We start from the raw sequence: 21,840 nt of genomic DNA on the forward strand, positions 1-21,840 counted from the left end.
GTCCGGGCGGCGCAGGCGTTCACGGATCAGGTAGCCGTGTGCCTCGAGCTCCCGCAGGCCGGTGCGTACCGCTTCGCGTCCGTCCGGGCCCAGGCGGACGAGGTCGGTGACCGTCACCTGCCAGCCGTTCCTGTGCGTAGAGACGTACCCGAAGATCCCCTTCGCTTTGAACGACAGCCCGGAGTCACGAAACAGCGCGTTGGCGATCTGGGTGAACTGATCGGCCGCCATCACGCCCCGGCGGATTTCCGGCCCGAGGCGGCTCACCGCCGTGTCCCCGACGCATGCCGCGCGCAGTGGCCACGGCGGCACACCGGGCCCGCCAGGGTAGTGCGGGCGGGGGTCCTGGGCGCGAAGTCGTGCGTGTGCTCCATGGCGTCAGCTCACCCGCCGACCCCGACCAGACTGACGGCCACGAGCCCTGACCATCGGTCACGATCCGGCAACGGAGCCGTCTAGCTGCCGTGGTCGGGTTCATGGTCGGGCCGACCACGGCGCCTTCAGCCCGGGCGCTCGGTGATTGCGCAGCCATGGAAGGGCGTTGCGCAATCGGGCTGGGCAACCAGCCTGGGGATCCTGCGCAGTCGAGTTGCGCTGGGACGGCTGCGCAGTCCGCCCGGACTTCCTGATCTTCTCTTGCGCATGTCCGTCTGGCGCACTGCGCAGGCCTCTGACACGGCCCGGCCGGCTTCCGTCTGCGCATCGGTGTCCGGGCCCTGTGGCAGGGCGGCACGTGATCGCGCGGCGGTCGCCAGCCAGGTCAACGCCCGCCGGACACGGTGGCCTGCCGCCAGATCGCGGCAGACCCATGGTCGGGGTCATGGTCGGCCCGACCATGACCCCGACCATGGACTTCGTGTCCCCATCGTGACCATGGTCGGGGTCTCGTGGTCGGTGGTCTGGTCGGGGTCGACGGGTTTCCTCAAGGTCAGCAACTACACGTCTTGACCTGGGAGTTTGACCATGTTCCCTGGCAAGCAGGCCTCACAGAGCGAGGCCGCTGCTCCGATGGCGGCCGGCGCCCGGCTGGAGGCTATGCGCCGCCGCGTACGCCTCTCGCGCCTGGCGGTCTGGACCGTCATCGCGGCCGGCCCCATCGCCCTGTGCGTCGCCGTCGCCTCCACCCCGACCACGGTCGCGGCAGCCCCCGCGGCCAAGCCCACCGCCGTGCGCACCGCGACATCCGCCGCCGACCCGAGCGGCTATGCGCAGGTGTTCGTCAGCGCGTGGTTGCGCAGCAGCGCGAACGACGAGACGAGTGCGCAGGCGCGGCTTGCGCAGTCGATGGCGCCGGCCGTCGAGCTGCCCGACCCGGCCGCCGATGCGCATTCGGCGCCGGGCTCCGTAACGGCGGTGCGCAGTGCGCAGTGGGCGGACGGTGCGTGGTCGGTGACGGTGGCTGCGCAATACGCAGGCGGATCGGTCCGGTACTACGCCGTGCCGGTGGCCACCGACAGCACGGGCTCCTCGTTCACGGTGACCGGTGCGCCCGGCATGGTCGCCGGCCCGGCCCGGGCCGAGGTGCCGAAGTCGCCCTACGGCGTGACCGTCCCGGAAGGGAATCTGTCCTCCGCTATCGGGCAGTTCCTCGCCGCCTATCTGACGGGTGCCGGGGAGGTCGACCGCTACCTCGCGCCCGGCGTGCAGCTCACCGCCGTCTCCCCCGCCCCATACACAGCGGTCTCCGTCGAACAGATGCTGGCCGTCGAGCAAGCCGCGGCCGCCGAGAAGGTGCCGGCCGACGGCACCGCGGTGCGTGTCCTCGCCTCCGTGGAAGCCCGGGACACCGGCGGTCGGTGGCCGCTGGCGTACGAACTCACGCTCAAGGCCCACTCCGGCCGGTGGGAAATCGCCGCTGTGGCGTCCGGGACCACTCGTCCGCGACGAGTTCTCCACCTACACCTGGATCATCGAGGGCATGGCTGCAGCGAGCCGGGTTCGACATCGTCTCCTGTGCCTTTCCCCGCCCCACTCACGCAGAGTTCCACTGCTGCCGCCGGTAGCCGCTCCGGCGACTCCGTGGCGCGGGATGTGCCGTCGCGCAGCGGTCCTGTGCGCCACGGCGGCGCAGTCCGGCTGCATCGGTCAGACGATCGCGCCTTCCTCAAGCCCCGGAACCACGGCGATACGACCGGTCGTGACGCCGTCGGCGACGCGCTGCACGGCCTCGGCCGCGGCCGTCAGCGGTACGCGGTCGCTGACGAGGGGCTTGATCGCGCCCTTCGCGGCGAGTTCGGTGAGCTGCTCGTGGCAGTGGAGCACCACCTGCGGGTCCTTCGTGCTGTACAGGCCCCAGTGCAGGCCGAGGATCGAGTAGTTCTTCACGAGGGCGTGGTTGAGCGCGGGCGTCGGGATCGTGCCGCTCGCGAAGCCGACGATGATGATCCGCCCCTCGAAGGCCACGCACTTCGCGGACTGCGCGTAGGCGTTGCCTCCCACCGGGTCGTAGATCACGTCCGCGCCCAGTCCGCCCGTGGCCTCCTTGACGGCGGCGGCGACGTCGTCCGTGTACCGGTCGAGTACCAGGTCACAGCCGAGCTCGCGGGCGACCTTCACCTTCTCCGGGCCGCCCACGACACCGATGACGGTGGCGCCCGCCGCCTTCCCGAGGTGCACGGCCGCGCTGCCGACGCCGCCCGCCGCCGCATGCACGAGGAGCGTCTCGCCTTCCTGGATGCGGGCGCGGCGGTGCAGGCCGAACCAGCCCGTCTGGTAGCCGATGTGCAGCGCCGCCGCCTCGGCGTCGTCCAGCGCGTCGGGCGCGGGCAGCACGGCCGCTGCGTTGGCGACGGCGTACTCAGCGAAACCGCCGTACGGCAGGGAGGGCTTCGCGATGACGCGGTGGCCGTCCTCGGTCTCGCCGCAGATCTCCACGCCGGGCGTGAACGGCAGCGCGGGCCGGATCTGGTACTGCCCGCGGCACAGCAGGGCGTCGGGGAAGTTGACGTTCGCAGCCCGCACCCTGAGGAGCACCTGCCCTTCGCCGGGTACCGGCTCGGCCGCCTCCTCGAGGCGCATCGCCTCCCTCGGCTCGCCGTTCTCGTGCACGTGCCATGCCTGCATGCGGGCCCTCCACGGGACTGCTCGTAGAACCGAGCCGAGAGTCGCATACTAAGCAGTTGCTTGGGCAGTGGCAAGAGTCGCGTCCGTCACGTCCGCGTGAGGTGCAGGAACCGAGGGGACAACACTGGCGACACCGCCCGCCCGCCGCGGCCTCAGCGGTGCAAGGGCTCAGGCCCGGACTTCGCGGGTCGCCATTTCAAGTCTGTGGCCAGCGGGTTTGGGTGACTTCGACGCCGAGGAGGTGGAGTTGGACTCCACGGGTGATCTGGATGGTGGGCGAGTCGGTGGCGTGGCCTCTGCAGGGTGAGTTCGGCCAGGTGGTAGAGGATCATCTGTCCGGTGGAGCGGACGCGGCGGTTGTCCGGGTAGCGGCCGGCCATGGTCTGGTCCGGACCCAGGGCGCGTCTGGCCTGGCGTTCGATCAGGCCGAAGACCAGCAGCGCCAGACAGATCAACTGGATCAGTGCGGCGGTGCGGTGGTTGTGCTGCACGAACAGCGGGGTGACCGCGAGAGGGCCCTTGAAGTCGTGGTAACGCCGCTCGACGGCACCCTGGCCCTTGTACTGGACCAGGATCTGCCCACGGTCGGACTGGTGGCCGGGGCGGCTGGTCAACAGCGCATACCAGCCGTCTACCGCCGGCTCGGCATCCAGGGCGTCCTGGTCGAAGTCCCAAGCCAGACAGGGCAGGCCGGTGTCGCGGTCGGTGATCTGCCAGCGCAGGACGGAGGCGACACGGCGCTTGGCGGCGATGACGCCGGCCCGGACCGCGACCTTCTCGCGGGTCTTGTAGTACCGGCCGCCGGCCGCCGCGGTGAGCTTGTCGTGACGTTCGCGTACGACACCAGCTTGGAGTCTGCGACCATCAGGAACTTCTGCTCGCCGGCCATCGACCGCAGGTCATTCATCGCCCCGATCACCTGGCTGGCCTCGGAGGCCCCGCCGCCGAACACGCGGGCTTGGACTGGGGACGCCGCCGTCGGCGCTGGCCGCGAAACCAGCCCGGCCTGTTTCAGGTCCGTGCGCCGGTCCTTGGGATGCCCGTAGCCGATGACCGGGAAGTGCGGGTCCTGGTCTTGCTCGGGGTAGGCGCCGTGCACGGACATGCTGGTCATGTCCCAGTGCATCCGCGACACGTCGATTCCGAACTCGGCGATCACCCGCGCGCCGACGGTGCCTGCGAGCTGGTCCAGGCGCCGGGCGATCGCGTCCAGCGCGCGGGCCAGCCGGTCGTCGTTGAGCAGCTCAGGGCTGATCCCGAAGACCTCCTCCACCGCCCAGGGGCGGGCCCAGTCACCCACCCTGAACAGCGGCGCGGGCGAGGTAAGCCGGTTCGCCACCAGCGCCTCGATCACCTGCCCATGCGTCACATGGGCACTCGACCCACCCGGGCACAGCCCGTCGACGATCGCCGCGACATCCAGCCGGCGCAGAAACTCGGCAGCGACATACAGAGCGCCCAGACGCTTCTCCACCACAGACGTCACCACACACTCGAAGCGCTGACGCTGGGACCGAGGCCGCGGGGACCGGGAAGTCATCGACACATCCAACCGAACGCGCCCAACCCCCAACCGGACACCCCGCAACCCACCGATCCATCCGAATCAACGATCTGCGAAGTCCGGGTCTAGGCGATGCGCGTGGTGAGACCGAGCGAGGTCATCACGGAGTCGGCCAGTTCGCGCAGCCGCTCCGGCGTCCAGTCGTCCTGGTGCTCCACGGCCAGCAGGGTCGCCCCGGTGACGAAGACCCGGAGCAGCTCGACCACCGCCTCGCGGCTCTCCTCGGGCACGAGGGTCTCGAGTCGCTGCCGGAGGTCGTCGCGCATCGAGCCGTCGAAGGCACGCGAGGTCATCGGCAGGCTGGGCGTGTGGTCCCGCTCGGCCAGCAGCCGGATGCGCGCCAGCTCGCGCTGGATCGCCTCGGGGCGGGTGGGCAGCGCCCAGTCCAGGTAGCGCCGCATCCGCTCGACCGGGTCGGAGGCGCCCTCCTCCATCGCCGCGACCTCCTGGTGGCCGATCTCGATCAAATGCATCGCCACACCCTCGAAGATCGCCTGCCGGGTCGGGTAGTAGTGGGTGACCAGCGTGACCGAGCCGCCCAGCCGGCGGGCGACCGCCCGCATCGTCACGGCCTTCGGGCCGCCCTCGGCGATCAGCTCGATGGTGACGCGGACGATCTGAAGTCGACGGTCCTCGTGATCGACGACCCGCGGCATCCGAAACCTCCTCGCCGACGGGCGCTCGCCCGTGTGGACTGGGGCCATACTGAACCACGCCGCCACACCCGGGCGAGGATCCGGCCCGCTCTCCCTGATCCCGGCCAGGCCCCGGAGCAGACTTTCCCGAAGGGCGACACCTAGTCGAAATCTTAGCCGTACGAGACGGTGCACCAGCTCGTCACCACCGTGCGGGGCCGACTCCGCGACGACATCTCGACCGTGGCAGCGCTGCGTTCGCTCTTCCCGGCCCGGGTCGCTGACCGGCGCGCCCAAGCGCCGCACGATGGAGATCATCGCCGACGTCGAGGAAGACCCCCGCGGCGTGCAAACGCCGGGGCGCTTGGCTGGATCTCCGCGGACGGCCGAGCCGAACTGGGGGTGGTGATCCGCTCGCTGGTCACCGCGGGCGAGGGCGTCTGGACGCTCGGCACCGGTGGCCGGATCACCGTCCACTCCGCGCTGGAGAGCAAGCGGGCCGAGACGGCCTGGAAGGCGGAGCGCTCCTCTGGGCCCTCGACTGCTGACCCGAGCGGTCAGCCCCGCGTCAGGCCGCCTCCTCCGAGCCGGTCTCCGCCACCTCCCCGTCGGGCAGGAGCACGCCCTCGGCCGGGTCCCAGGAGACCCAGGCGTACTGGCCGGCGTGGACCTCGGCCGGCGCATGCACCGGCTCGCGGACCAGGCCAGTCGTGCCGTCCGGCAGCTCGAGGCTGTACTTGCGCGCGGCGCCCAGGTAGACCTCCTCGGTGACCAGCACCTTAACCGCGTTGCGGCCCGACTCGGTGGGCGCCTCAGAGAGCCGCAGGCGCTCGGGCCGAACCATGATCCCGGCCCGCGTGCCCGCCGGTAGCGAGCCACCGGTACGGAACAGCGCGGCGCCCTCGACCGCGACGCCGGATCCGTCGACGACCACCGACCCCCGGAAGATCGTGGACTCGCCCAGGAACGTTGCGATGAACATCGTGCTCGGCCGCTCGTAGAGCTCCTCGCCGGTGCCGACCTGCTCGATCCTGCCGTGGTTGAACACCGCGATCCGGTCGGAGAGGGCGAGCGCCTCCTCCTGGTCGTGGGTCACGAAGACCACCGTGGAGCCCACCTCCCGGTGGATCCGGCGCAGCTCGAGCTGCATCGCGTCGCGCAGCTTGCGGTCGAGGGCGCCCAGCGGCTCGTCCATCAGCAGGACAGGCGGCTGGTGGGCAATCGCCCTGGCCAGCGCGACCCGCTGCTGCTGTCCCCCGGAAAGCTGGCTCGGCTTCCGCTTCGCCATCCCGGCCAGGTCGACGGTGCGCAGCGCCTGGGCGACCCGCTCGGCGCGGGTGGCCTTGTCGACCTTGCGCTCGGCGAGGGCGAAGCCCACGTTGGCGGCGACATTCAGATGCGGGAAGAGCGCGTAGTTCTGGAAGACCACGCCTAGGTTACGCCGGTGCGGCGGCGTTGCACCCACGTCCACACCGCCCACCTCGATGGTGCCCGCGGTGGGCTCCTCGAAGCCCGCGATCAGGTTGAGCGTGGTCGTCTTCCCCGACCCCGAGGGGCCGAGCAGCGTCATGAACTCGCCGGCTTCGACGCTCAGCGACACGTCGTCGACCGCCTTGACCGGGCCGTACTGGCGGCGCAGCGAGGTCAGCTCGATCGCCGCCCCGCGGCTGCTGGTCTCGTTCACAGCAGTCCTCTTTCCTTCTCCATCAGGGCGGTACGCCGGCCGACGGTGACCACCGCCAGCACCAGCACCACCGTGGTGACAAGCAGGATCACTGTGGCGGCAGCGGCGATCGTCGGGTCGGTGTCCCTGGTCATCGACGACCACATCAGCACAGGCAGCGTGCTCAGGTCCGGTGTCTGCAGGAAGAGCGAGAGCACCAGGTTGTCCAGCGACAGGATGAAGGCGAACAGGGCGCCCGACATCAGCCCCGGCATCACCACCGGCAGCGTCACCTTTCGTACGGTGCTCCACGGCCCCGCCCCCAGGCTCGCCGCGGCGCGCTCCAGGTTGGAGTCGAACGAGGTCAGGCTGGCGCTGACCGTCGTCACCACGAGCGGCACGCCCAGGCAGCAGTGCGCCAGGACGAACCCCGGCCAGGTGCCGACCAGGCCCAGATCGAGGAAGACCGAGTACAGCCCGACCGCCACCACGATCTCGGGGACGATCAGCGGGACCAGAAGCGTGCCCCGCACCAGACCGCCGACGGCGAGCCGGCGGATGCGCCGCAGCCCCAGCGCCGCGGCCGTCCCGACGACCGCCGCGACCAGGGCGGAGAGGAGCGCGACCGCGAGCGAGGTCAGCATGGCGACCCGCCAGCGGGGCTCCTCGACCAGGCGCTCGTACCACCGAGTCGACCACTGCTCGGGCGGGAAGTGGAAGGAGGCGTGGCCGCCGAAGCTGATCGGGATCACGATCAGGGTCGGCACGATCAGGATCACCAGGCCGACGACGGCGCCGGCCCAGGCGAGAAGCCGTCCGGTGTGCGGCATCAGGCTGCCCTCCTCTCGGTGACGGCACAGAGCTTGCGGATCGCCGCAGCGAGCACCAGGACGGCAAGCGTGATGACCAGCAGGAAGCCGGCCAGCGCCGCCCCGCGGCCGAAGTTGAGCATCTCCACCTGGGTGAAGACGGCCTGGCCGACCATCGCCTGGGACGGCGAGCCGAGCAGCCCGGGGGCCACGTAGAAGCCCAGGCTGAGGATGAAGGTGATCAGGCTGCCCGCCCCCACCCCCGGTAGGGAGAGCGGCAGGAACACCCGCACGAAGCCGCGCAGCGGAGTGGCCCCGAGGCTGCCCGCGGCCCGGCGGAGAGCGGGGTCGATGCCCTTCATCGTGGCGTACATCGGCAACACCATGAACGGCAGCAGCATCTGCACCATGGCGATCCGCGGCGCCCAGACGCTGCCCAGGATCGTCCCGCCGAAGCCGAACGGCCGCAGGATCGACTCCACGATCCCGTCCGGCTGCAATAGGATCAGCCAGGCGAAGACCCGGACCAGCGCGCTGGTCCAGAACGGCAGCACGATCAGCACCACCAGCATCGCCCGGACCCGGGAGCTGCGCGCGCTCGCGGTGATGTACGCCAGCGGGTAGCCGAGCAGGATCGACATGCCGGTGACGATCAGGGCCGTCACCACCGTGCGGCCGATGATCTTCAGGTAGACCGGGTTGTCGACCACCCACACCCACGGGTTCTGCCCGTCCTCGGGCTGGGTGAACGAGTCGAGCAGCGCGGTCGTGAGCGGGTAGAGCACGACCCCGGCGATCACCAGCAGGCCGGGGATCACCAGGAGCGGGGTCCAGGTGCGACGCGGCCTCCGCACACCCGAACGCGATGCGGAAGCGGCGTCGGGAGTCAGCGTCAGGTCAGCCATTGATCCACGTGGTCCACTGGTCCACGTAGCCCGACAGGTTCTCCGCCCAGAACTTCGAGTCGATCGAGACGGGGTCCGTGTACGGGGCGGAGTTGGCGACGAACTTCGCAGTCACCTTGTCCACCTTCGGCTTGGCCAGCTTGTTGGTGCTGGGGTAGCCAGAGCCCTCGGTGATCTTCTCCGAGTACTCCTTGCCGAGCATGTGGTTGATCAGCGACATCGCGGCGACCGGGTTCGCGGAGCCCTTCGGCACCACCATCACGTCGTACTGCAGCACCGGCCGGTCGTAGACCGGCTCCCAGTTGGCGCCGGCGCGGTCCGCGTTGAGGACGCGGCCCGACCAGAAGATGCCCATGTCGGCCTGGCCGGACTCGACCATCTGCTGCGACTGGGCGCCGGTGGACCAGAAGACGAGGTCGTTCTTGATGGTGTCCAGCTTCTTCAGGGCGCGGTCGACGTCGAGCGGGTAGAGGTCCTCGGCGGCGACGCCGTCGGCCATCAGGGCGGCCTCGTAGATGCCGACCGGGTTGCCCGAGTACAGCGCGCGCTTGCCGGGGAACTTCTTGGTGTCGAAGAAGTCCCCCCAGGTCCTCGGAGCGTTTTTCACCGTGTCGGCGTTGTAGGCGAAGATGTTGCCGGTGCCGACGAACGGGACGCCGCACTCGGTGCCCTTGTTGTCGTCGGGCAGCTGGGAGCGGTCGATGATGTCGTCGTCGAGCTTGGTGAGCAGGTCGTCGCAATGCGCGGCCGCCCAGGTGTCGGTGGCGTCGACGGCGTCCCAGGTGACCTTCTTGGACTTGACCTGCGCCTCGAGCTTGGCGGTGTCGGTCGGCGAGTCCTGCTTCACGGTCGCACCCGAGGTCTCCACCCAAGGATCGAGGTCCTTGACCTGACGGTCCTGGACCTCACCGCCGTAGCCGACGAAGACCACCTCCTCCCCCTTCAGCACGCCCTCGGCCACGACGCCGGCCTTGGGCGGGCCCCCGCCGAGGTCGGCCGCGGTCAGGTCTCTGGCGTCCGAGGATCCGCCGCACGCCGCGAGCGATGTGGTGGCGGCGATCGCGGCCAGGACGGCGGTCATGGTGCGTACTCGACAATGCATCTAACACTCCCTGCGTGTCGTGAGATGGGGGGATTGCGGGCTCAGGAAGCGCCGCCGGGAGTGACAGACTTCGGTGTCCGCTTCTCCTTGAACTCGGTGCTGGTGCGGGGCAGACAGAGGCCGAGCCAGTCGGCCACCAGGCCGGGCTTGTCGCTGCCGTGCGCGGTGATGGTGCAGCGGTAACGGACGAGATAGCCGCCGTTGCGCGGGGTGACCTCGGCGATCTCCCCCTCGAACCGCAGGTCGTCGGAGGTGGTCAGCGACGACGGGAAGCGGACCTTGTCGAGGCCGTAGTTGTAGGCGTAGCAGGTCTGCGGGTCGGTACGGACCATCTGGTGGAGGCACCAGTCGATCAGCGAGAGGCTGTGGAAGCCCTCGACCATCCCCTTGGGGTACTCGGTGGCCGAGACCTGGCCGTAGATCTCGGTGACCCCGGTGAGGTCCTCGAAGGTGCTGATCTCGGCGTCGCTGATCCGGAACTTCTCCAGCACGAACTTCTCGCCGACCACTCCCGGGAGCTCGTCCATGGCGAGGATGCGCTGGTTGTCGAGGTTGAGGGTCATGCGGGGGTCTCCGTTCGGTCCCAGGCGTTGTCGGTGGTGTGGCGGCCGTCGACCATGAGGTCGGCCTTCTTGATGCGCTGCGAGGGGGTCCGCGGGAACGGCTCCGTGCGCAGCTCCAGGTAGCGCGGCACCTTGTGCGGGGCGAGCCGGTGGCGGGCGAACTCGACGAGGTCGGCCAGGTCGACGCCGTTCTCCTTCGCCAGGACGTACGCCTTGACCTCCTCGCCCATCAGCTCGTCCTCGACCGGCACCACCGCCGACTCGGTGACATCGGGGTGCAGCCGCAGCACCTCCTCGACTTCGAAGGGCGCGATGTTCTCCCCGCCGCGGCGGATGATCTCCTTGATCCGGCCGCGGAAGTAGTAGATACCCTTCTCGTCGCGCTGGTGCATGTCGCCGGTGCGGTAGAAGTTCTCCTTGTACCGGATCTGGGCGGTCTCCTCGGGCTTGTTGAGGTACCCGGGAATCATGTACGGGCCGAAGACGGCGAGCTCGCCGACACCGGGACCCTCGACCTCGTTGCCGTCGGGGTCCAGCAGGACGGTCTCGAGCCCGGGCGCCGGGATGCCCAGCGCTCCGGAGCCGACGTACTGGTCGGCGAGGTCGGGCGGCATCAACAGGTTGGGCCCGGTCTCGGAGAGGCCGTACGCGTCCAGCCAGGGGAACCCGTACCGCTCCTCGAGCTCGGCGTGCTGCTTGACCGGGATCCCGACCTGGATCGCGAGCCGCATCGCGTGGTCGCGCTCGTCCGGGCCGGGGGTGCGCTTGAGCAGCAGGTTCGGGATTGACCCGATGCCTACCATGACGGTGGCGCCGGTCTCCTTCACCGCCGTCCAGTACCGGGAGACGCTGAACTTGCGCATCGAGGCGAACCGGGCGCCGGTGATGATGCTGACGCACATCATCCAGATCGCGTCGCCGTAGAAGAACTGGAGCGGGTTGAAGATCGTGTCGTTCTCGTCGATGTCGTAGACCCGGCCGTTGACGTCGGCGTAGCGCAGGTAGCCGCCCTGCACGTGCACGCAGCCCTTCGGCTTCCCGGTCGTCCCGGAGGTGTAGCTCAGCGTGATCGGGGTGGTCAGCGCCGGCGGGTCGGCCAGCAGCTCACGCGGCTCGATGTCGCCATACAGGCCGCTCAGACCGTCCGGCTCGGGACCCTCGACCTGGTAGACCCGGGTCAGCCCGGGGCAGGTGTCGATGAGGCCCCGGAGTGTCTCGACGTTCTCCTCGTCGCAGATCAGCAGGTAGGCGTCCGAGTCGTCGATCATGTGGGCGGCGTCGACGGCTCGCGAGGCCGGGTTCATGTTGACCATCGCGTGGCCGGTGGTGAGCACCGCGAAGAAGACCACGAAGAACTCCGCGCGGTTCCCCATGCAGACGCCGATCGGCCTGCCCGCGGGCACGTTCTCGACGAGCCACCCGGCCAGCCGCGCGGCCCGCTCGAGCATCTGGGCGTTGGTGACCTGCACCCCGTCCTCGAAGGAGATCATCGGCCGGTCGGCCCGCCCGCGGATCAGCGGGATGAGCGTCTCAGCGAGCGGGATCTCCGGAGCCGTCTCCCACAACCCCGTCTCCGACCACTGGTAGGTCCCGGTGACGGGATCGAGGGTGATACCGGTCTTGGTCACGTTGCTCCCTTCCGGTCTGGATGTGGCAGACGTTGTATAACACCTGTCTCATCTTGAGGGGAAGGCGTCGGGCGCGGCCATCGCACGGAGTTAAAGAGCAAATGCCGTGAAGTTACGGGTGTGGGCGTGATCGCAAGGGGGCCTGATCTGGAGGAACGCCGGACACGGGAAGCGGGACCCCGGTAGGAACGGCTCGTCCGCCAAGCCATGCCACCCACCAGCCGGAGGTCCCGCTGTCCGGACCGTCTGTCATCAACCGCACCCTCCGTGTGGCCGAAGGCGTCTACGCGCCGGGCCACCTGGGCGAGTTGACCCAGCTCGTGCCGTTCGAGATGGTCGACCCGCGTTGGCCGAGTGCGACGCCGTGCTGCAACGGCTGCGCAAGCTGCCCGCCCGGGTAGTGGTCTACCTGCTGCTGGCCGGGGCGCTGTTCGCCGAGTGCGGCTACCTCGCGGTGTGGTCCAAGCTCACCACGCCGCTCGGCTCCCTGCCGATCCCGAAGGTCACCGCCACCGCGCTGTGGCACGCCCGTGCCCGTATCGGGGTGCGGCCCATGCGGGCGCTGTTCAACCTGCTGCGCAGCCACCGCAGCCTCCGGCTACCCGCAGATCCTGCTGGTCGCCCTGGTCGCCTGCGGTACTCGCGCCGTCCTCGACGCCGTCTTCGGTCCACGCAAACCCGGCGAGGCAATCGTGGGCCGCCGCCTCGCCCGCTCTCTGCACCAGGGCATGGTCGTGCTGCTGGACCGCGGCCTTTCCTCCAACGCCTTCCTGGAGAAAGTCGCCGGCACCGGGGCCGCGGTCCTGGCCCGGATCTCCGCCGCCCGCAAACCGCCCATCCTGCGCCGGTTCGACGAAGGCTCGTTCCTGTCCCGCATCGGCCACCTGGAGGTCCGCATCGTCGAGTGCGAGATCACCATCGCCACCACGGCCGGGCGCCACACCGGCGTCTACCGGCTGGCCACCACCCTGCTCGACCACCGCCGCTACCCGGCGTTCGAGCTGGTCAAGCTGTATCACGAGAGGTGGGAAGTGGAATCGACCTACTTCGCGATCAAGAAATCCATGCTCGGGCGCCGCGTCCTGCGCGCCCGCACCATGGCCGGCATCGCCCAGGAAATCTACGCCCTGCTGACCGCCTACCAGCTGATCCGCATCGCGGACCGGGCCAGCTTCGCTGTCGCTCTCCAAGCCGCCCGCGACCAGGTCATTCAGGCCGCGGGCGTGATCGCCGACACCACGATCGACCTCGTCAGCGCCATCGGACGAGCGGTCCTGGACCACCTCATGCCCGCCCGCCGCCTGCGGCTCAGCCCCGCGCCGTCAAGCGCCCGCTGTCCCGCTACGCATACAAGCAAAATCGGAATGGACATCCACCGCGACTTCGCCCAGATAGCGATGGTCGAGGACGGCCTCCTTCGGGACGCCGGGCAGATCGGCTGCCGCCCTGAGGAACTGCGGGCCTGGGCCGCGACGTTGCGAAAGGACGACGAGGTGGCCCTGGAAGCCACCGGCAACTCCGAGGCGATTGCGCTGTTGCTGCGTCCCAAGGTGGCGCGGGTCGTGGTGTCGAACCCGCACAAGACCAGGGCGATCGCGGAGGCCAAGGTCAAGACCGACAAGGTCGATGCACGGATCCTCGCCCAGCTCCTGGCGGCGGACTTCCTGCCGCCGGTCTGGCTGCCCGACGAGCGCACGAGCCGCCGGCGACGGCTGACCGCGCGGCGTATGCACGTGGTCCGCCAGCGCACCCGGATCAAGAACCAGGTCCAGTCGATCCTGCACCGTAACCTGATGCCCCGGCCGCCGGTCAGCGACGCCTTCGGAACTCGTGGCCGTGCCTGGCTGCAACGCCTGCCGCTGCCGGACGACGAGCGCGAGGCGGTCGATGCGCTGCTGCGGCAGCTGGACTTCCACGGCACGGAGCTGGCCGAGCTGGACCGGAAGGTCGCCGTCGAGGCCCTGGATGACCAGGACATCCGCCGGCTGATGACTATCCCCGGTGTCGACGTCAACGTCGCTCTGTCGGTGACCGCGGCCGTCGGCGACTTCGCGCGCTTCCGCTCCGCCGACAAGCTGGTCGCCTACTTCGGGCTCAATCCCCGCGTGCGACAGTCCGGCGGGCTGCCCGCTGCCACCGGGCGGATCACCAAGACCGGCCGGTCCCAAGTCAGGGGCATGCTCGTGGAGGCAGCGTGGGTGGCATCCCGCTCCCCGGGGCCACTGCGCGCGTTCTACCAGCGCATCAAGGCGCGGCGCGGCATCCAGGTCGCGATCGTCGCCACCGCCCGGAAAATGACCACCTTGTGCTGGCACCTTGTCACCAAAGGCGAGGACTATGCCTTCGCCCGGCCCAGCCTGGTGGCCTTCAAACGGCGCAAGCTGCAACTGCAGGCCGGCGCCGAACGCCGCGTCGCCCGCCGCGGCCTGGGCTACGAGTACAACGACAAGGCCCTCCGTCGCCATGAGCGAGAGATCGTCGAGCAACAGGAGCGCGCCTACGCGGTGATGACGGCTCACTGGCAGCCGCGCGGCCCCGCCACCGCATCGAAGAACACCACGTGAACCCGCCGTAGTGCTTGCCGATTTCATCCGTGGTGCAGATGACCTGCCGGATGGGCTGTTCGAAGCGGAGGAAGGGCATCGCCTCGCTCCGTGATCGTTCCCACGCCTTGACCGCTGCCGGGCGGGTGTCGATCACGAACGTCTTCCTGAGAGGGTCTTGTCTTCCCGGCCAAGGCACGGCGCCGACATCCGTAACCACGCGACGAAGAGCGTTGCCGGCGGACCGGCGCTCCTGCCCCTATCAGCGACCTGCCGGCGCCTTCCGACCCGGTGACACCCCCCGGGTCATTGATGCGAGCACCGTCGACAGGGGCAAAAGTCATGCCGGGCCAGAAGACCGGGAGCCCCAAGATCGGGGCCGTCCAAAAGGTAACTGTGATAGTTGAGCTGCGGCCCGGGTTGGGCTGCTGTCAGGATCGACGCTGACGTTCCGGCATGCTGCGCGTCCTGCTCGCCACCCGGCAGGGGGCCGTCCTCGCCTCCACCGCTGCGATCAACCAGCTCAAGGCGTTGATCGTGTCCGCCCCGGACGAACTCCGTGCCGAACTGCGAAAGCTCAACCGCCCGGCCCAGATCACTCGCTGTGCCCAGCTCCGGGACCGGCCGGACCAGGACATCGAGTACCGGATGACCGCCCGCGCATTGCGGTCCACCGCCCAGCGCATCCAAGCCCTTCAGACCGAGGCCCAGGGCCTCGAAGGCGAGATCCTCGGCCTCGTCCGTCAGGTGGCTCCCGAGCTCCTGGACCTCCTCGGGATCGGGCCGATCACCGCCGCCCAGGTCATGGTCAGCTGGTCCCATCCGGGCCGGTTCCGCTCCGAGGCGGCCTTTGCGTCCTTCGCCGGGGTCGCGCCGATCCCCGTATCCTCCGGACTGACCAACCGGCACAGGCTCAACCGCAGCGGCGACCGGCAGCTGAACCGGGCCCTGCACACCATCACCCTCATCCGGATGCGCCTGGACCCGGCCACGAAGGCGTACATCGCCCGCCGCGTCGCCGAGGGCAAGACCTCAAGGGATGCCCAGCGATGCCTCAAGCGAGCCATCTGTCGCCAGCTCTTCAAGCTCCTCGAACCCACCCGGCAGAGGAGAGCGGCCAACCTCGAAGATCTTCCTCAAGCTGCTTGACGCGATATAGCAGCCTCGGGGCTTGCCTTGCCACGTGCCTTCGGCAGTGGCGGTGGACATTGCCTCTGTCTTTGTTCCGCTCGCACGAATGAGGTCCATCGAGGAAGATGGCGTCGTGATCGATCACCGCGCGCAGGAATCGGCCCTGGCCAACCGTCCGGGACACCCGAGCTGCCTGATCCGGGCGCCCCTACGACAAACGCCACTCGGGACCAGACTCTCAAAGCGTTGCTATGGCCTATCGCATACGCCCTATCGAGTGATTTTGCCGTTCATGTATTCACCGGGTAGATCGATAAAGAGTCTGGGAAGTCGCCCGGCTCCAAGAGAAACAACCGCACTGGAATCGCCGGCGGGTTGCTGAGGCGGACGATGAGCAACTTGATACCGGAACGGATCCCGTCGAATATCTGGGCAAAGTTCGACGTCGCACTGCGGCGGGAGATCCTCGACGTTCGGCCGACCGAGATTGCGGTGCTCATCGCTCTCACTCCGGGCGCTGACCGCCCGTGCGGAACGGCTACCGCGCGTGGCGAGGTCATCGAAGAACGACGTCGGGCATTCCGCCGCCGAGCCGAGGCGGTGGTCGACACACTGGTTGCGGGGGGTGGGCGTGAAATCCGTTAGTTCTGGCTAAATTACACGGTCGCAGCTCGTATGTCGTTACCGTCGCTGTTCGCGGTCGCTGGCCGTCCGGAGGTCCGGCAGGTACTGCTGAATTCGCCGAGGCAGGCCGAGATCGTGGCTGATCCATGAGAGGAGCCGGGATGCCCTCGCCGACTGTTGGGAGAGATGGTCGGTCCGCAGCGGACCGCAGCCGCGAACAGTTCGACTGGTACGTACAAAAGAGGCGCCGAAAGCAGCTGGAAGAGCTGGCGGCGGAGAACCCGGTCGCGGTGCGCAAAATTGATCATTGGGTCATCAACACAATGCTCGCCGAGCGCGAGGAACGCAAGCTCGCAGCCTGGACGGGCGCGCCCGTCCCGCCCGAGGAACCGGTGCACGAGGTCATGATCAACCTGGTGTCGGGCCAGGCTGCCGCGCGCGGCGCCACTGTTTCGAAGTCCGAACGGGCCAGGGCGATCGAAGAGCGTCAAGCCGAGGCCGAGGTCTCCCTGCGGAACATCCGGGCGGACCTTGAACGCAGAGGCATCGAAGTCCGCAAGGAGTTCTGGCTGACCCACAGCCTGCTCGCCACGCTCACATCGTCCGAAGTGCTGGCGATGGCGGCGCGAGACGATGTCAGCAGTGTCAACAGCAACAAGCTGCGCGACGCCGAGGCGCTCGACGTCAGCCGTCCGCACATCCAGGCGGATGTCCTGCCGGGCGGCATCAGCGGTACGGGCGTCTCCGTGGCGGTCGTCGATACCGGCGTCGACGACACCCATCCCGCGCTCGCGGGCATCGTCGGCCCGCAGCAGGACATGACTGGTACCGCGGTGAAGCGCGACGACCGGGGCCACGGAACCCACTGCGCCGGGGTCATCGCCGGTCGGGACGCGACGTTCCGGGGTATCGCCCCCGGCGCGACCATTGTCGACATCCGCATGATGAACGGCGAAGGCCACGCGACCGCGGAATGGGCGGTCGAGGGATTGATCGCCGTGGCGACTTCCGGCGCGGATGTCGCGAGCAACAGCTGGGGGTTCACACTCCGCGACGGCGCGTGGTACTGCGCCGCTGGCAACTGTGTGCTGTGCACCGGAGCCGACGGTCTGGTGAGTCTCGGCGTGGTGGTCGCCGTCGCCGCCGGAAACGAAGGCGTCGACTTCTGGGGGGACCCCTACCCCAAAATCCGCTGTCCCGGTAACGCATACAAGATCGTCACCGTCGGTGCCACCGACGACGCCGACAACATCGCGTCTTTCTCCAGCCACGGCCAGACGCCGGACGGCAGGCCGAAGCCGGATGTCGCAGCACCGGGTGTCGCCATCGCCTCCGCGCGGGCGGCGGGAACCGGAAAGCCGGCGGACGTCGTCGCGCCGGGCTTCATCAACAAATCCGGCACCAGCATGGCGACCCCGCACGTGGCAGGTCTCGCCGCACTCATTTTGGACAAGAACGACACCCTGACTCCCGCCGTGGTGAAGAAACTCATTGTCACGAACACGCCGGGACCGATTCCCAATGTCTGGTACGGCAGGATCGACGCACTCGCGGCGGTCAACGCCGCACCGCCGCCGTTGTGACGGCGCGGCACACACCGGTCGGAAACCGTCAACGAGGAGAGCCGTTCCATGTCCGACGACTTCGCGCCCCGAGCCGCAAGTGTCACCCCGAACGACAAGGCACTCGCGGTCCAGGTGAAACGCGGGGTCACGAACTTCCGGACCGACAACCCAGCGGAGTTCCAGGAGATGGTTGGCGAGTTCAACGGTCGCACGGCCAACCTGGCTGTGCTCGGCTTCGGCCGGATCAACGTCCGTGTCTCAGGCGGCGACGTCGTGATCGAACCGGGACTCGGATCGGACGAGATGATGCACGCCGCCGTGTATCTGGCAGCCGCGCAGGCGATCGCGAGTGGCGTCCTCACGCCGCTTCAGGCCTACTTCCGGGGAGACGTCATCGTCCGGGCTCCGGCGGGCGACCTGCACAACGGGTACGGTTTCTTCGTCAGATTCGCCGAACTCGCCTTCGCCTCGGCGAAGCTGCGCACGCAACTCGATGAACTGCGCGATGAATTCCTCTGAGACTTCGCCGCCTTCGATCGACAACGTCTGGGCGGCGCGGCTAGATGACGCCATGCACGAGGCGGTGACCGCACACGACGCGGGCCTGGGCCGGCTTGCCAGCGACTTGATTCGTCACGGCGGCAAACGGCTCCGCCCTCAGCTGCTGTTTCTCTCCGCGAGCCTCGGAGAGACCGACGAAACACTGCTCGTACACGCCGCCGCCGCGATCGAACTCCTGCACGTGGGGTCATTGCTGCACGACGACGTGATGGACGGTGCGGCGACCAGACGCGGAGCGCCGAGCGTGAATTCCCTGTGGGGCAACGCACATGCCGCCACAACGGGAACGCACGTGCTCGCCTGCGCGATGGCCGAGCTGGCACATCTGCCGCACGACGCGGTGTCCGCCGTGACGGAAGCGGCTTTCACGGTGTGCAGCGGCCAGCTCCGGGAGACCGAGCATGTGTACGGCGTGGATCTGGCCATCGATGAGCATCTTGAGATCATTCGCATGAAGACGGCCACGCTGTTCGGGCTGCCGTGCAGGCTCGGTGCGGAGCTGGCCGGCTGCGATCCGGCACATGTCGATGCTCTTTTCCGATTCGGACAACAGCTGGGGATCGCGTTCCAGCTCACCGACGACCTGCTCGATCTCGTCGGCGACTCGGCCGGCCTGGGCAAGCCGACGGGAACCGATCTGCGCGCCGGCGTGTTCTCCCACTCGGTTCTCCTTGCCCTGCAACAGAACCCGGGCGGGCGGCTGGCCACCCTGTTGCGTCACGAGAACCTCACCGCACGCGAAGCGGCCGAAGCGGCGGGGCTGGTGCGTCGCGGCGGCACCGTGGACGTGACGCGCGCACTCGCGCGCACGTATGCCGGTCGTGCCGCCGCCGCGCTCGCAGAGCTCCCGGAATTCCCCGGTCGCGAAGCGCTCGCTGAAACGCCCCGACGTATCGCGAGCCGAATGGAATGAATGTGCGCTATTGCTACGACGCGGTGGTGGTCGGCGCGGGGCCCGCGGGTAGCGCGGCTGCCCACCATCTCGCGGTCCTGGGCCGTCGCGTCCTGCTGATCGAGGCGCAGCGCTTCCCACGGGACAAGGCGTGTGGTGATGCGCTGACGCAGCGTGCGATCCGGGTCCTCGCCGCGATGGGTGTCCTCGACTCGCTTCCCCCTTCGGAACGCATGCGGGGCGTGCGGGTCCATATGCGCGGACGCGGCTGGCGCGATTTCACCTACGATGCCTATCCGGGCGCCGACAGCCACTGCCTCGTCGTGCCGCGCGTCGTGCTCGATGAGGCGATCTGTACCCGCGCAGTGGCGGTCGGCGCCGAACTCTGGGAGGGGGCCACGGTCACGGCCCCGATCATCAAGGGCGGACGAGTCGTCGGGGTGCGGGTATGCCGCGACGGTCGGCTCATCGACGTCCGGGCGGCCGCGGTCGTCGCGGCCGATGGTGCACGGTCGCCGCTGGGGCGCGCCGTGGGTCTGCTGCCCGAGGGCGGCCTTGGCATCGGCGTCCGCGGCTATCTGACCGGTCTCGACAGGCTGCCGGATCTACAGGAGGTCTTCTTGCCGCTCGACGACGTTGCCGGGCGGGATCTGTTGCCGTCGTTCGGCTGGATCAATCCGACGGGTGCGTCGGAAGCGAACGTCGGCGTCGGGTTGTTCTGTCCCGGTTACGAAGGCCGCGCCGAGCAAGTGCTGCAGCAGTTCCTCACTCGTGTGACCACGTTCGACGGCCGGTTGCGCGGAGAGTGGGCCAAGACACCGTTTCGCCTCGACTTCTCGCCCGCTCGCTGCGTTGCCGACGGCATCCTGCTCGTCGGTGATGCGGCAGCGTTGGTGAACCCGTTCACGGGGGAGGGCATCAGCTACGCACTGGAGTCCGGGAGGACGGCGGCCGAGGTCATCGACCGCGGATTGACCCACGATCCCGTGCATCCAGATCTACTGGACTATGCACTGCTGCTGGAGAACTCGTACTCCGGACTGCTGGCGACCGGCCGCCGGTCGACGCACCGGTACCAGTTCGTCTGGCGGGTCCTGGAGAGCACGTTCGACAGTGAGCGCCCGCCGTTCGCGCTGTGTCGCCGGGCGCTTCTCTTGCCCGAGGGGATGGGCGAACTCCGGGCGAACCGTACGATCGACGACGTGGCCGCACTGATGGTGCCAGGGATCGACGTACGCACCGATCTGCTCGGCGTCGGTGAGCTCATGACGAGCGCCGTCCGCGACGAGTGGCCCTTCCTGGCCCGTTTAGCTACGTCGAGCTGGGGGGATCCCGGCATCCCCTTCCGGCCGGCGCTGTTGCTGCTACTGGCAAGCCATTTCGGCGATCCTCGCACGCGTTGCCGCATCAAGTTGGGCGCCGCGATCGAGCTGAGCGCCTTGGCGGCGCTCGCGCAACTCGGCGTCGAGAACACGCCCACACCACACTCCAGCTGGGGAAACAGGTTCGCCATCCTGGTCAGCGATCTGCTGATGTCGAAATCGTTGCACCTCGCCGCCGACGGCGGCCCTCAGACGCTGAAGCTCATCTCCCGCGCCGTCACGAAGGTGTGCACCGGCCGGATTCGCGAGCAGCAGCACGCATTCGGCGAGCGGGTAACCGAGGCCGATCATCTGTCGCTGGTCGAGTTGCAGACCGCATCGTCATTCGAGTTGCCGTGCCGACTCGGCGCCGTCGCGGCCGGAGCAGTTCCAGAACATGTCGGAGCACTGGCGAACTACGGCCGTGCGCTCGGCGTCGCGTTCCGACTGACGGAGGACATCCGAATTCTCACCGGGGCCGCACAACCGGTAGACAACGCCGCGGGCGCCGCACTACGCGAGGGAACACTGGCGCACCCCGTCCTGGTTGCACTGCGCCGCACGCAAGGGAGATTGGCGAGCCTGATTCTTCGTCGGCGCCTGACGGCGGACGATGTCGAGGAGGCGGTCGCAATCGTCCGCGACAGCGGAGCCCTCGACGTGACCCGAGCGCTGGCACGCGAGCAAGCCGACCGGGCGGGGGACGCACTGGAGGCACTGCCGGAAAGTCTCTCGCGCGCATCGCTGTTCGCGCTGATCGACTATGCGATCACGCGACAGGTTCCGGAACGACCGGATCTGGCGTCCGGGTTCGGGTGATCCGGAGCTGTAGAGCCACACACCGGTCGTCGCCGAACTCGGGTGAGAGCTGGGGAGTCCACGCCGGGGGGCGGAGGGTTGTGGGGCCCGGGCCGTTTCTGGCCCGGGCCCCACGGGGCCAGGCGAACCTGGCGCATCGGCCTGCCCAGCCTACGTCCCGTTACCGGGCCGCCTCGTGCGGCCGGCAGTGAGGGGCGATCCCGCGCGGCGTGCGAACGGGGCGCGGGACCACCGAGCCCCGGTTGTCCTGTCAGAACCTGGCCAGTTAAACCGTATGAAACTACAGCATTCTTCGCACGTGCGTCGGCCCGTTCGCGCGGTTCTCGGCGAGCCGCAGCTCACCTGGGGCGACTGACTGGCCGGACGCCGAGTGCGGCCCGCCCGTCGCTGTGACGACGGGCGGACCGCACCC

General features: G+C 68.9%; 16 protein-coding genes and 6 pseudogenes. 10 read left to right on the top strand and 12 right to left on the bottom strand.

Going from position 1 to position 21,840, the window contains the following annotated elements; translation table 11 throughout:
• Positions 1-267: pseudogene (locus AB0I54_RS46255) on the bottom strand (hypothetical protein); the annotation flags it as partial.
• 696 nt (positions 268-963) lie between these two features.
• On the opposite strand from AB0I54_RS46255, the pseudogene AB0I54_RS46260 reads away from it, so the two are divergent.
• Positions 964-1,872 (top strand): annotated as a pseudogene (locus AB0I54_RS46260) (conjugal transfer protein); the annotation flags it as partial.
• A gap of 213 nt (positions 1,873-2,085) precedes the next feature.
• On the opposite strand, the gene AB0I54_RS46265 reads toward AB0I54_RS46260, so the two are convergent.
• From AB0I54_RS46265 to AB0I54_RS46280, 4 genes are all read right to left on the bottom strand, one after another.
• Entirely contained in the window at positions 2,086-3,063 is a 978-nt protein-coding gene (locus tag AB0I54_RS46265) for an NADPH:quinone oxidoreductase family protein (protein WP_363302419.1), read from the bottom strand.
• Positions 3,064-3,215: 152 nt separating this feature from the next.
• Positions 3,216-3,677: a hypothetical protein gene (locus AB0I54_RS46270; RefSeq protein ID WP_363302420.1), complete on the bottom strand. Its 462-nt coding sequence runs from the start codon at positions 3,675-3,677 to the stop codon at positions 3,216-3,218.
• Between the two features lie 17 nt (positions 3,678-3,694).
• Positions 3,695-4,537 (bottom strand): DUF4277 domain-containing protein, encoded by an 843-nt coding sequence (locus tag AB0I54_RS46275; RefSeq protein ID WP_363302421.1) that lies wholly within the window; start codon positions 4,535-4,537, stop codon positions 3,695-3,697.
• A 155-nt stretch (positions 4,538-4,692) separates the two neighbouring features.
• A complete protein-coding gene (locus tag AB0I54_RS46280) occupies positions 4,693-5,283 on the bottom strand; it encodes a TetR/AcrR family transcriptional regulator (RefSeq protein WP_363302422.1) in 591 nt (196 codons plus the stop codon).
• Positions 5,284-5,451: 168 nt separating this feature from the next.
• Between AB0I54_RS46280 and AB0I54_RS46285 the strand changes: the two are divergent.
• Positions 5,452-5,766, top strand: a pseudogene (locus AB0I54_RS46285) (chorismate-binding protein); the annotation flags it as partial.
• A 64-nt stretch (positions 5,767-5,830) separates the two neighbouring features.
• Here AB0I54_RS46285 and AB0I54_RS46290 read toward each other — a convergent pair.
• From AB0I54_RS46290 to AB0I54_RS46315, 6 genes are all read right to left on the bottom strand, one after another.
• Positions 5,831-6,946 carry an ABC transporter ATP-binding protein gene (locus tag AB0I54_RS46290; RefSeq protein ID WP_363302423.1) on the bottom strand — a complete coding sequence of 372 codons (1,116 nt, stop codon included), beginning with the start codon at positions 6,944-6,946 and terminating at the stop codon, positions 5,831-5,833.
• Entirely contained in the window at positions 6,943-7,755 is an 813-nt protein-coding gene (locus AB0I54_RS46295; RefSeq protein WP_363302424.1) for an ABC transporter permease, read from the bottom strand. The genes AB0I54_RS46290 and AB0I54_RS46295 overlap by 4 nt, the downstream gene beginning before the upstream one ends.
• Entirely contained in the window at positions 7,755-8,588 is an 834-nt protein-coding gene (locus AB0I54_RS46300) for an ABC transporter permease (RefSeq protein WP_363302425.1), read from the bottom strand. The genes AB0I54_RS46295 and AB0I54_RS46300 overlap by 1 nt, the downstream gene beginning before the upstream one ends.
• Before the next feature lie 43 nt (positions 8,589-8,631).
• The gene (locus AB0I54_RS46305) at positions 8,632-9,720 is read right to left on the bottom strand and encodes an extracellular solute-binding protein (RefSeq protein WP_363302427.1); all 1,089 of its coding nucleotides are present in this window, start codon (positions 9,718-9,720) and stop codon (positions 8,632-8,634) included.
• Positions 9,721-9,782: 62 nt separating this feature from the next.
• Positions 9,783-10,304 (bottom strand): hypothetical protein, encoded by a 522-nt coding sequence (locus tag AB0I54_RS46310; RefSeq protein ID WP_363302428.1) that lies wholly within the window; start codon positions 10,302-10,304, stop codon positions 9,783-9,785.
• Positions 10,301-11,932 (bottom strand): AMP-binding protein, encoded by a 1,632-nt coding sequence (locus AB0I54_RS46315; RefSeq protein WP_363302429.1) that lies wholly within the window; start codon positions 11,930-11,932, stop codon positions 10,301-10,303. Before AB0I54_RS46315 ends, AB0I54_RS46310 begins: the two co-directional genes overlap by 4 nt.
• 400 nt (positions 11,933-12,332) lie before the next feature.
• Between AB0I54_RS46315 and AB0I54_RS46320 the strand changes: the two are divergent.
• From AB0I54_RS46320 to AB0I54_RS46335, 4 genes and pseudogenes are all read left to right on the top strand, one after another.
• Positions 12,333-12,443 (top strand): annotated as a pseudogene (locus AB0I54_RS46320) (hypothetical protein); the annotation flags it as partial.
• A gap of 19 nt (positions 12,444-12,462) precedes the next feature.
• Positions 12,463-13,068, top strand: a pseudogene (locus AB0I54_RS46325) (transposase); the annotation flags it as partial.
• A gap of 228 nt (positions 13,069-13,296) precedes the next feature.
• Positions 13,297-14,496 carry an IS110 family transposase gene (locus tag AB0I54_RS46330; RefSeq protein ID WP_363302435.1) on the top strand — a complete coding sequence of 400 codons (1,200 nt, stop codon included), beginning with the start codon at positions 13,297-13,299 and terminating at the stop codon, positions 14,494-14,496.
• Between the two features lie 735 nt (positions 14,497-15,231).
• Positions 15,232-15,624: pseudogene (locus tag AB0I54_RS46335) on the top strand (IS110 family transposase); the annotation flags it as partial.
• Positions 15,625-15,896: 272 nt separating this feature from the next.
• Here the strand turns inward: AB0I54_RS46335 and AB0I54_RS46340 are convergent.
• Positions 15,897-16,106: a hypothetical protein gene (locus AB0I54_RS46340; protein WP_363302430.1), complete on the bottom strand. Its 210-nt coding sequence runs from the start codon at positions 16,104-16,106 to the stop codon at positions 15,897-15,899.
• Positions 16,107-16,391: 285 nt separating this feature from the next.
• Between AB0I54_RS46340 and AB0I54_RS46345 the strand changes: the two genes are divergently transcribed.
• From AB0I54_RS46345 to AB0I54_RS46360, 4 genes are read left to right on the top strand one after another with little or no spacing between them, the layout of a single operon-like run.
• On the top strand, positions 16,392-17,813 hold the full coding sequence (locus tag AB0I54_RS46345) for a S8 family serine peptidase (protein WP_363302431.1): 1,422 nt from the start codon (positions 16,392-16,394) through the stop codon (positions 17,811-17,813).
• A 48-nt stretch (positions 17,814-17,861) separates the two neighbouring features.
• Positions 17,862-18,314 carry a hypothetical protein gene (locus AB0I54_RS46350; protein WP_363302432.1) on the top strand — a complete coding sequence of 151 codons (453 nt, stop codon included), beginning with the start codon at positions 17,862-17,864 and terminating at the stop codon, positions 18,312-18,314.
• On the top strand, positions 18,301-19,269 hold the full coding sequence (locus AB0I54_RS46355; protein WP_363302433.1) for a polyprenyl synthetase family protein: 969 nt from the start codon (positions 18,301-18,303) through the stop codon (positions 19,267-19,269). Before AB0I54_RS46350 ends, AB0I54_RS46355 begins: the two co-directional genes overlap by 14 nt.
• Positions 19,266-21,428, top strand: coding sequence for a geranylgeranyl reductase family protein (locus AB0I54_RS46360; RefSeq protein WP_363302434.1), 2,163 nt, complete (start codon positions 19,266-19,268; stop codon positions 21,426-21,428). Before AB0I54_RS46355 ends, AB0I54_RS46360 begins: the two co-directional genes overlap by 4 nt.
• The last annotated feature ends 412 nt before the right edge of the window (positions 21,429-21,840 follow it).

The organism is Streptomyces sp. NPDC050625 (assembly GCF_040654755.1).
Classification (GTDB): Bacteria; Actinomycetota; Actinomycetes; order Streptomycetales; family Streptomycetaceae; genus Streptomyces.

Excerpts from the sequence above, each read along its gene's own strand:
- AB0I54_RS46265 (WP_363302419.1), bottom strand. The coding sequence starts at position 3,063 with ATGCAGGCATGGCACGTGCACGAGAACGGCGAGCCGAGGGAGGCGATG.
- AB0I54_RS46280 (WP_363302422.1), bottom strand. The coding sequence starts at position 5,283 with ATGCCGCGGGTCGTCGATCACGAGGACCGTCGACTTCAGATCGTCCGC.
- AB0I54_RS46295 (WP_363302424.1), bottom strand. The coding sequence starts at position 7,755 with ATGCCGCACACCGGACGGCTTCTCGCCTGGGCCGGCGCCGTCGTCGGC.
- AB0I54_RS46305 (WP_363302427.1), bottom strand. The coding sequence starts at position 9,720 with ATGACCGCCGTCCTGGCCGCGATCGCCGCCACCACATCGCTCGCGGCG.
- AB0I54_RS46310 (WP_363302428.1), bottom strand. The coding sequence starts at position 10,304 with ATGACCCTCAACCTCGACAACCAGCGCATCCTCGCCATGGACGAGCTC.
- AB0I54_RS46330 (WP_363302435.1), top strand. The coding sequence starts at position 13,297 with ATGGACATCCACCGCGACTTCGCCCAGATAGCGATGGTCGAGGACGGC.
- AB0I54_RS46340 (WP_363302430.1), bottom strand. The coding sequence starts at position 16,106 with ATGAGCACCGCAATCTCGGTCGGCCGAACGTCGAGGATCTCCCGCCGC.
- AB0I54_RS46345 (WP_363302431.1), top strand. The coding sequence starts at position 16,392 with ATGCCCTCGCCGACTGTTGGGAGAGATGGTCGGTCCGCAGCGGACCGC.
- AB0I54_RS46350 (WP_363302432.1), top strand. The coding sequence starts at position 17,862 with ATGTCCGACGACTTCGCGCCCCGAGCCGCAAGTGTCACCCCGAACGAC.
- AB0I54_RS46355 (WP_363302433.1), top strand. The coding sequence starts at position 18,301 with ATGAATTCCTCTGAGACTTCGCCGCCTTCGATCGACAACGTCTGGGCG.
- AB0I54_RS46360 (WP_363302434.1), top strand. The coding sequence starts at position 19,266 with ATGAATGTGCGCTATTGCTACGACGCGGTGGTGGTCGGCGCGGGGCCC.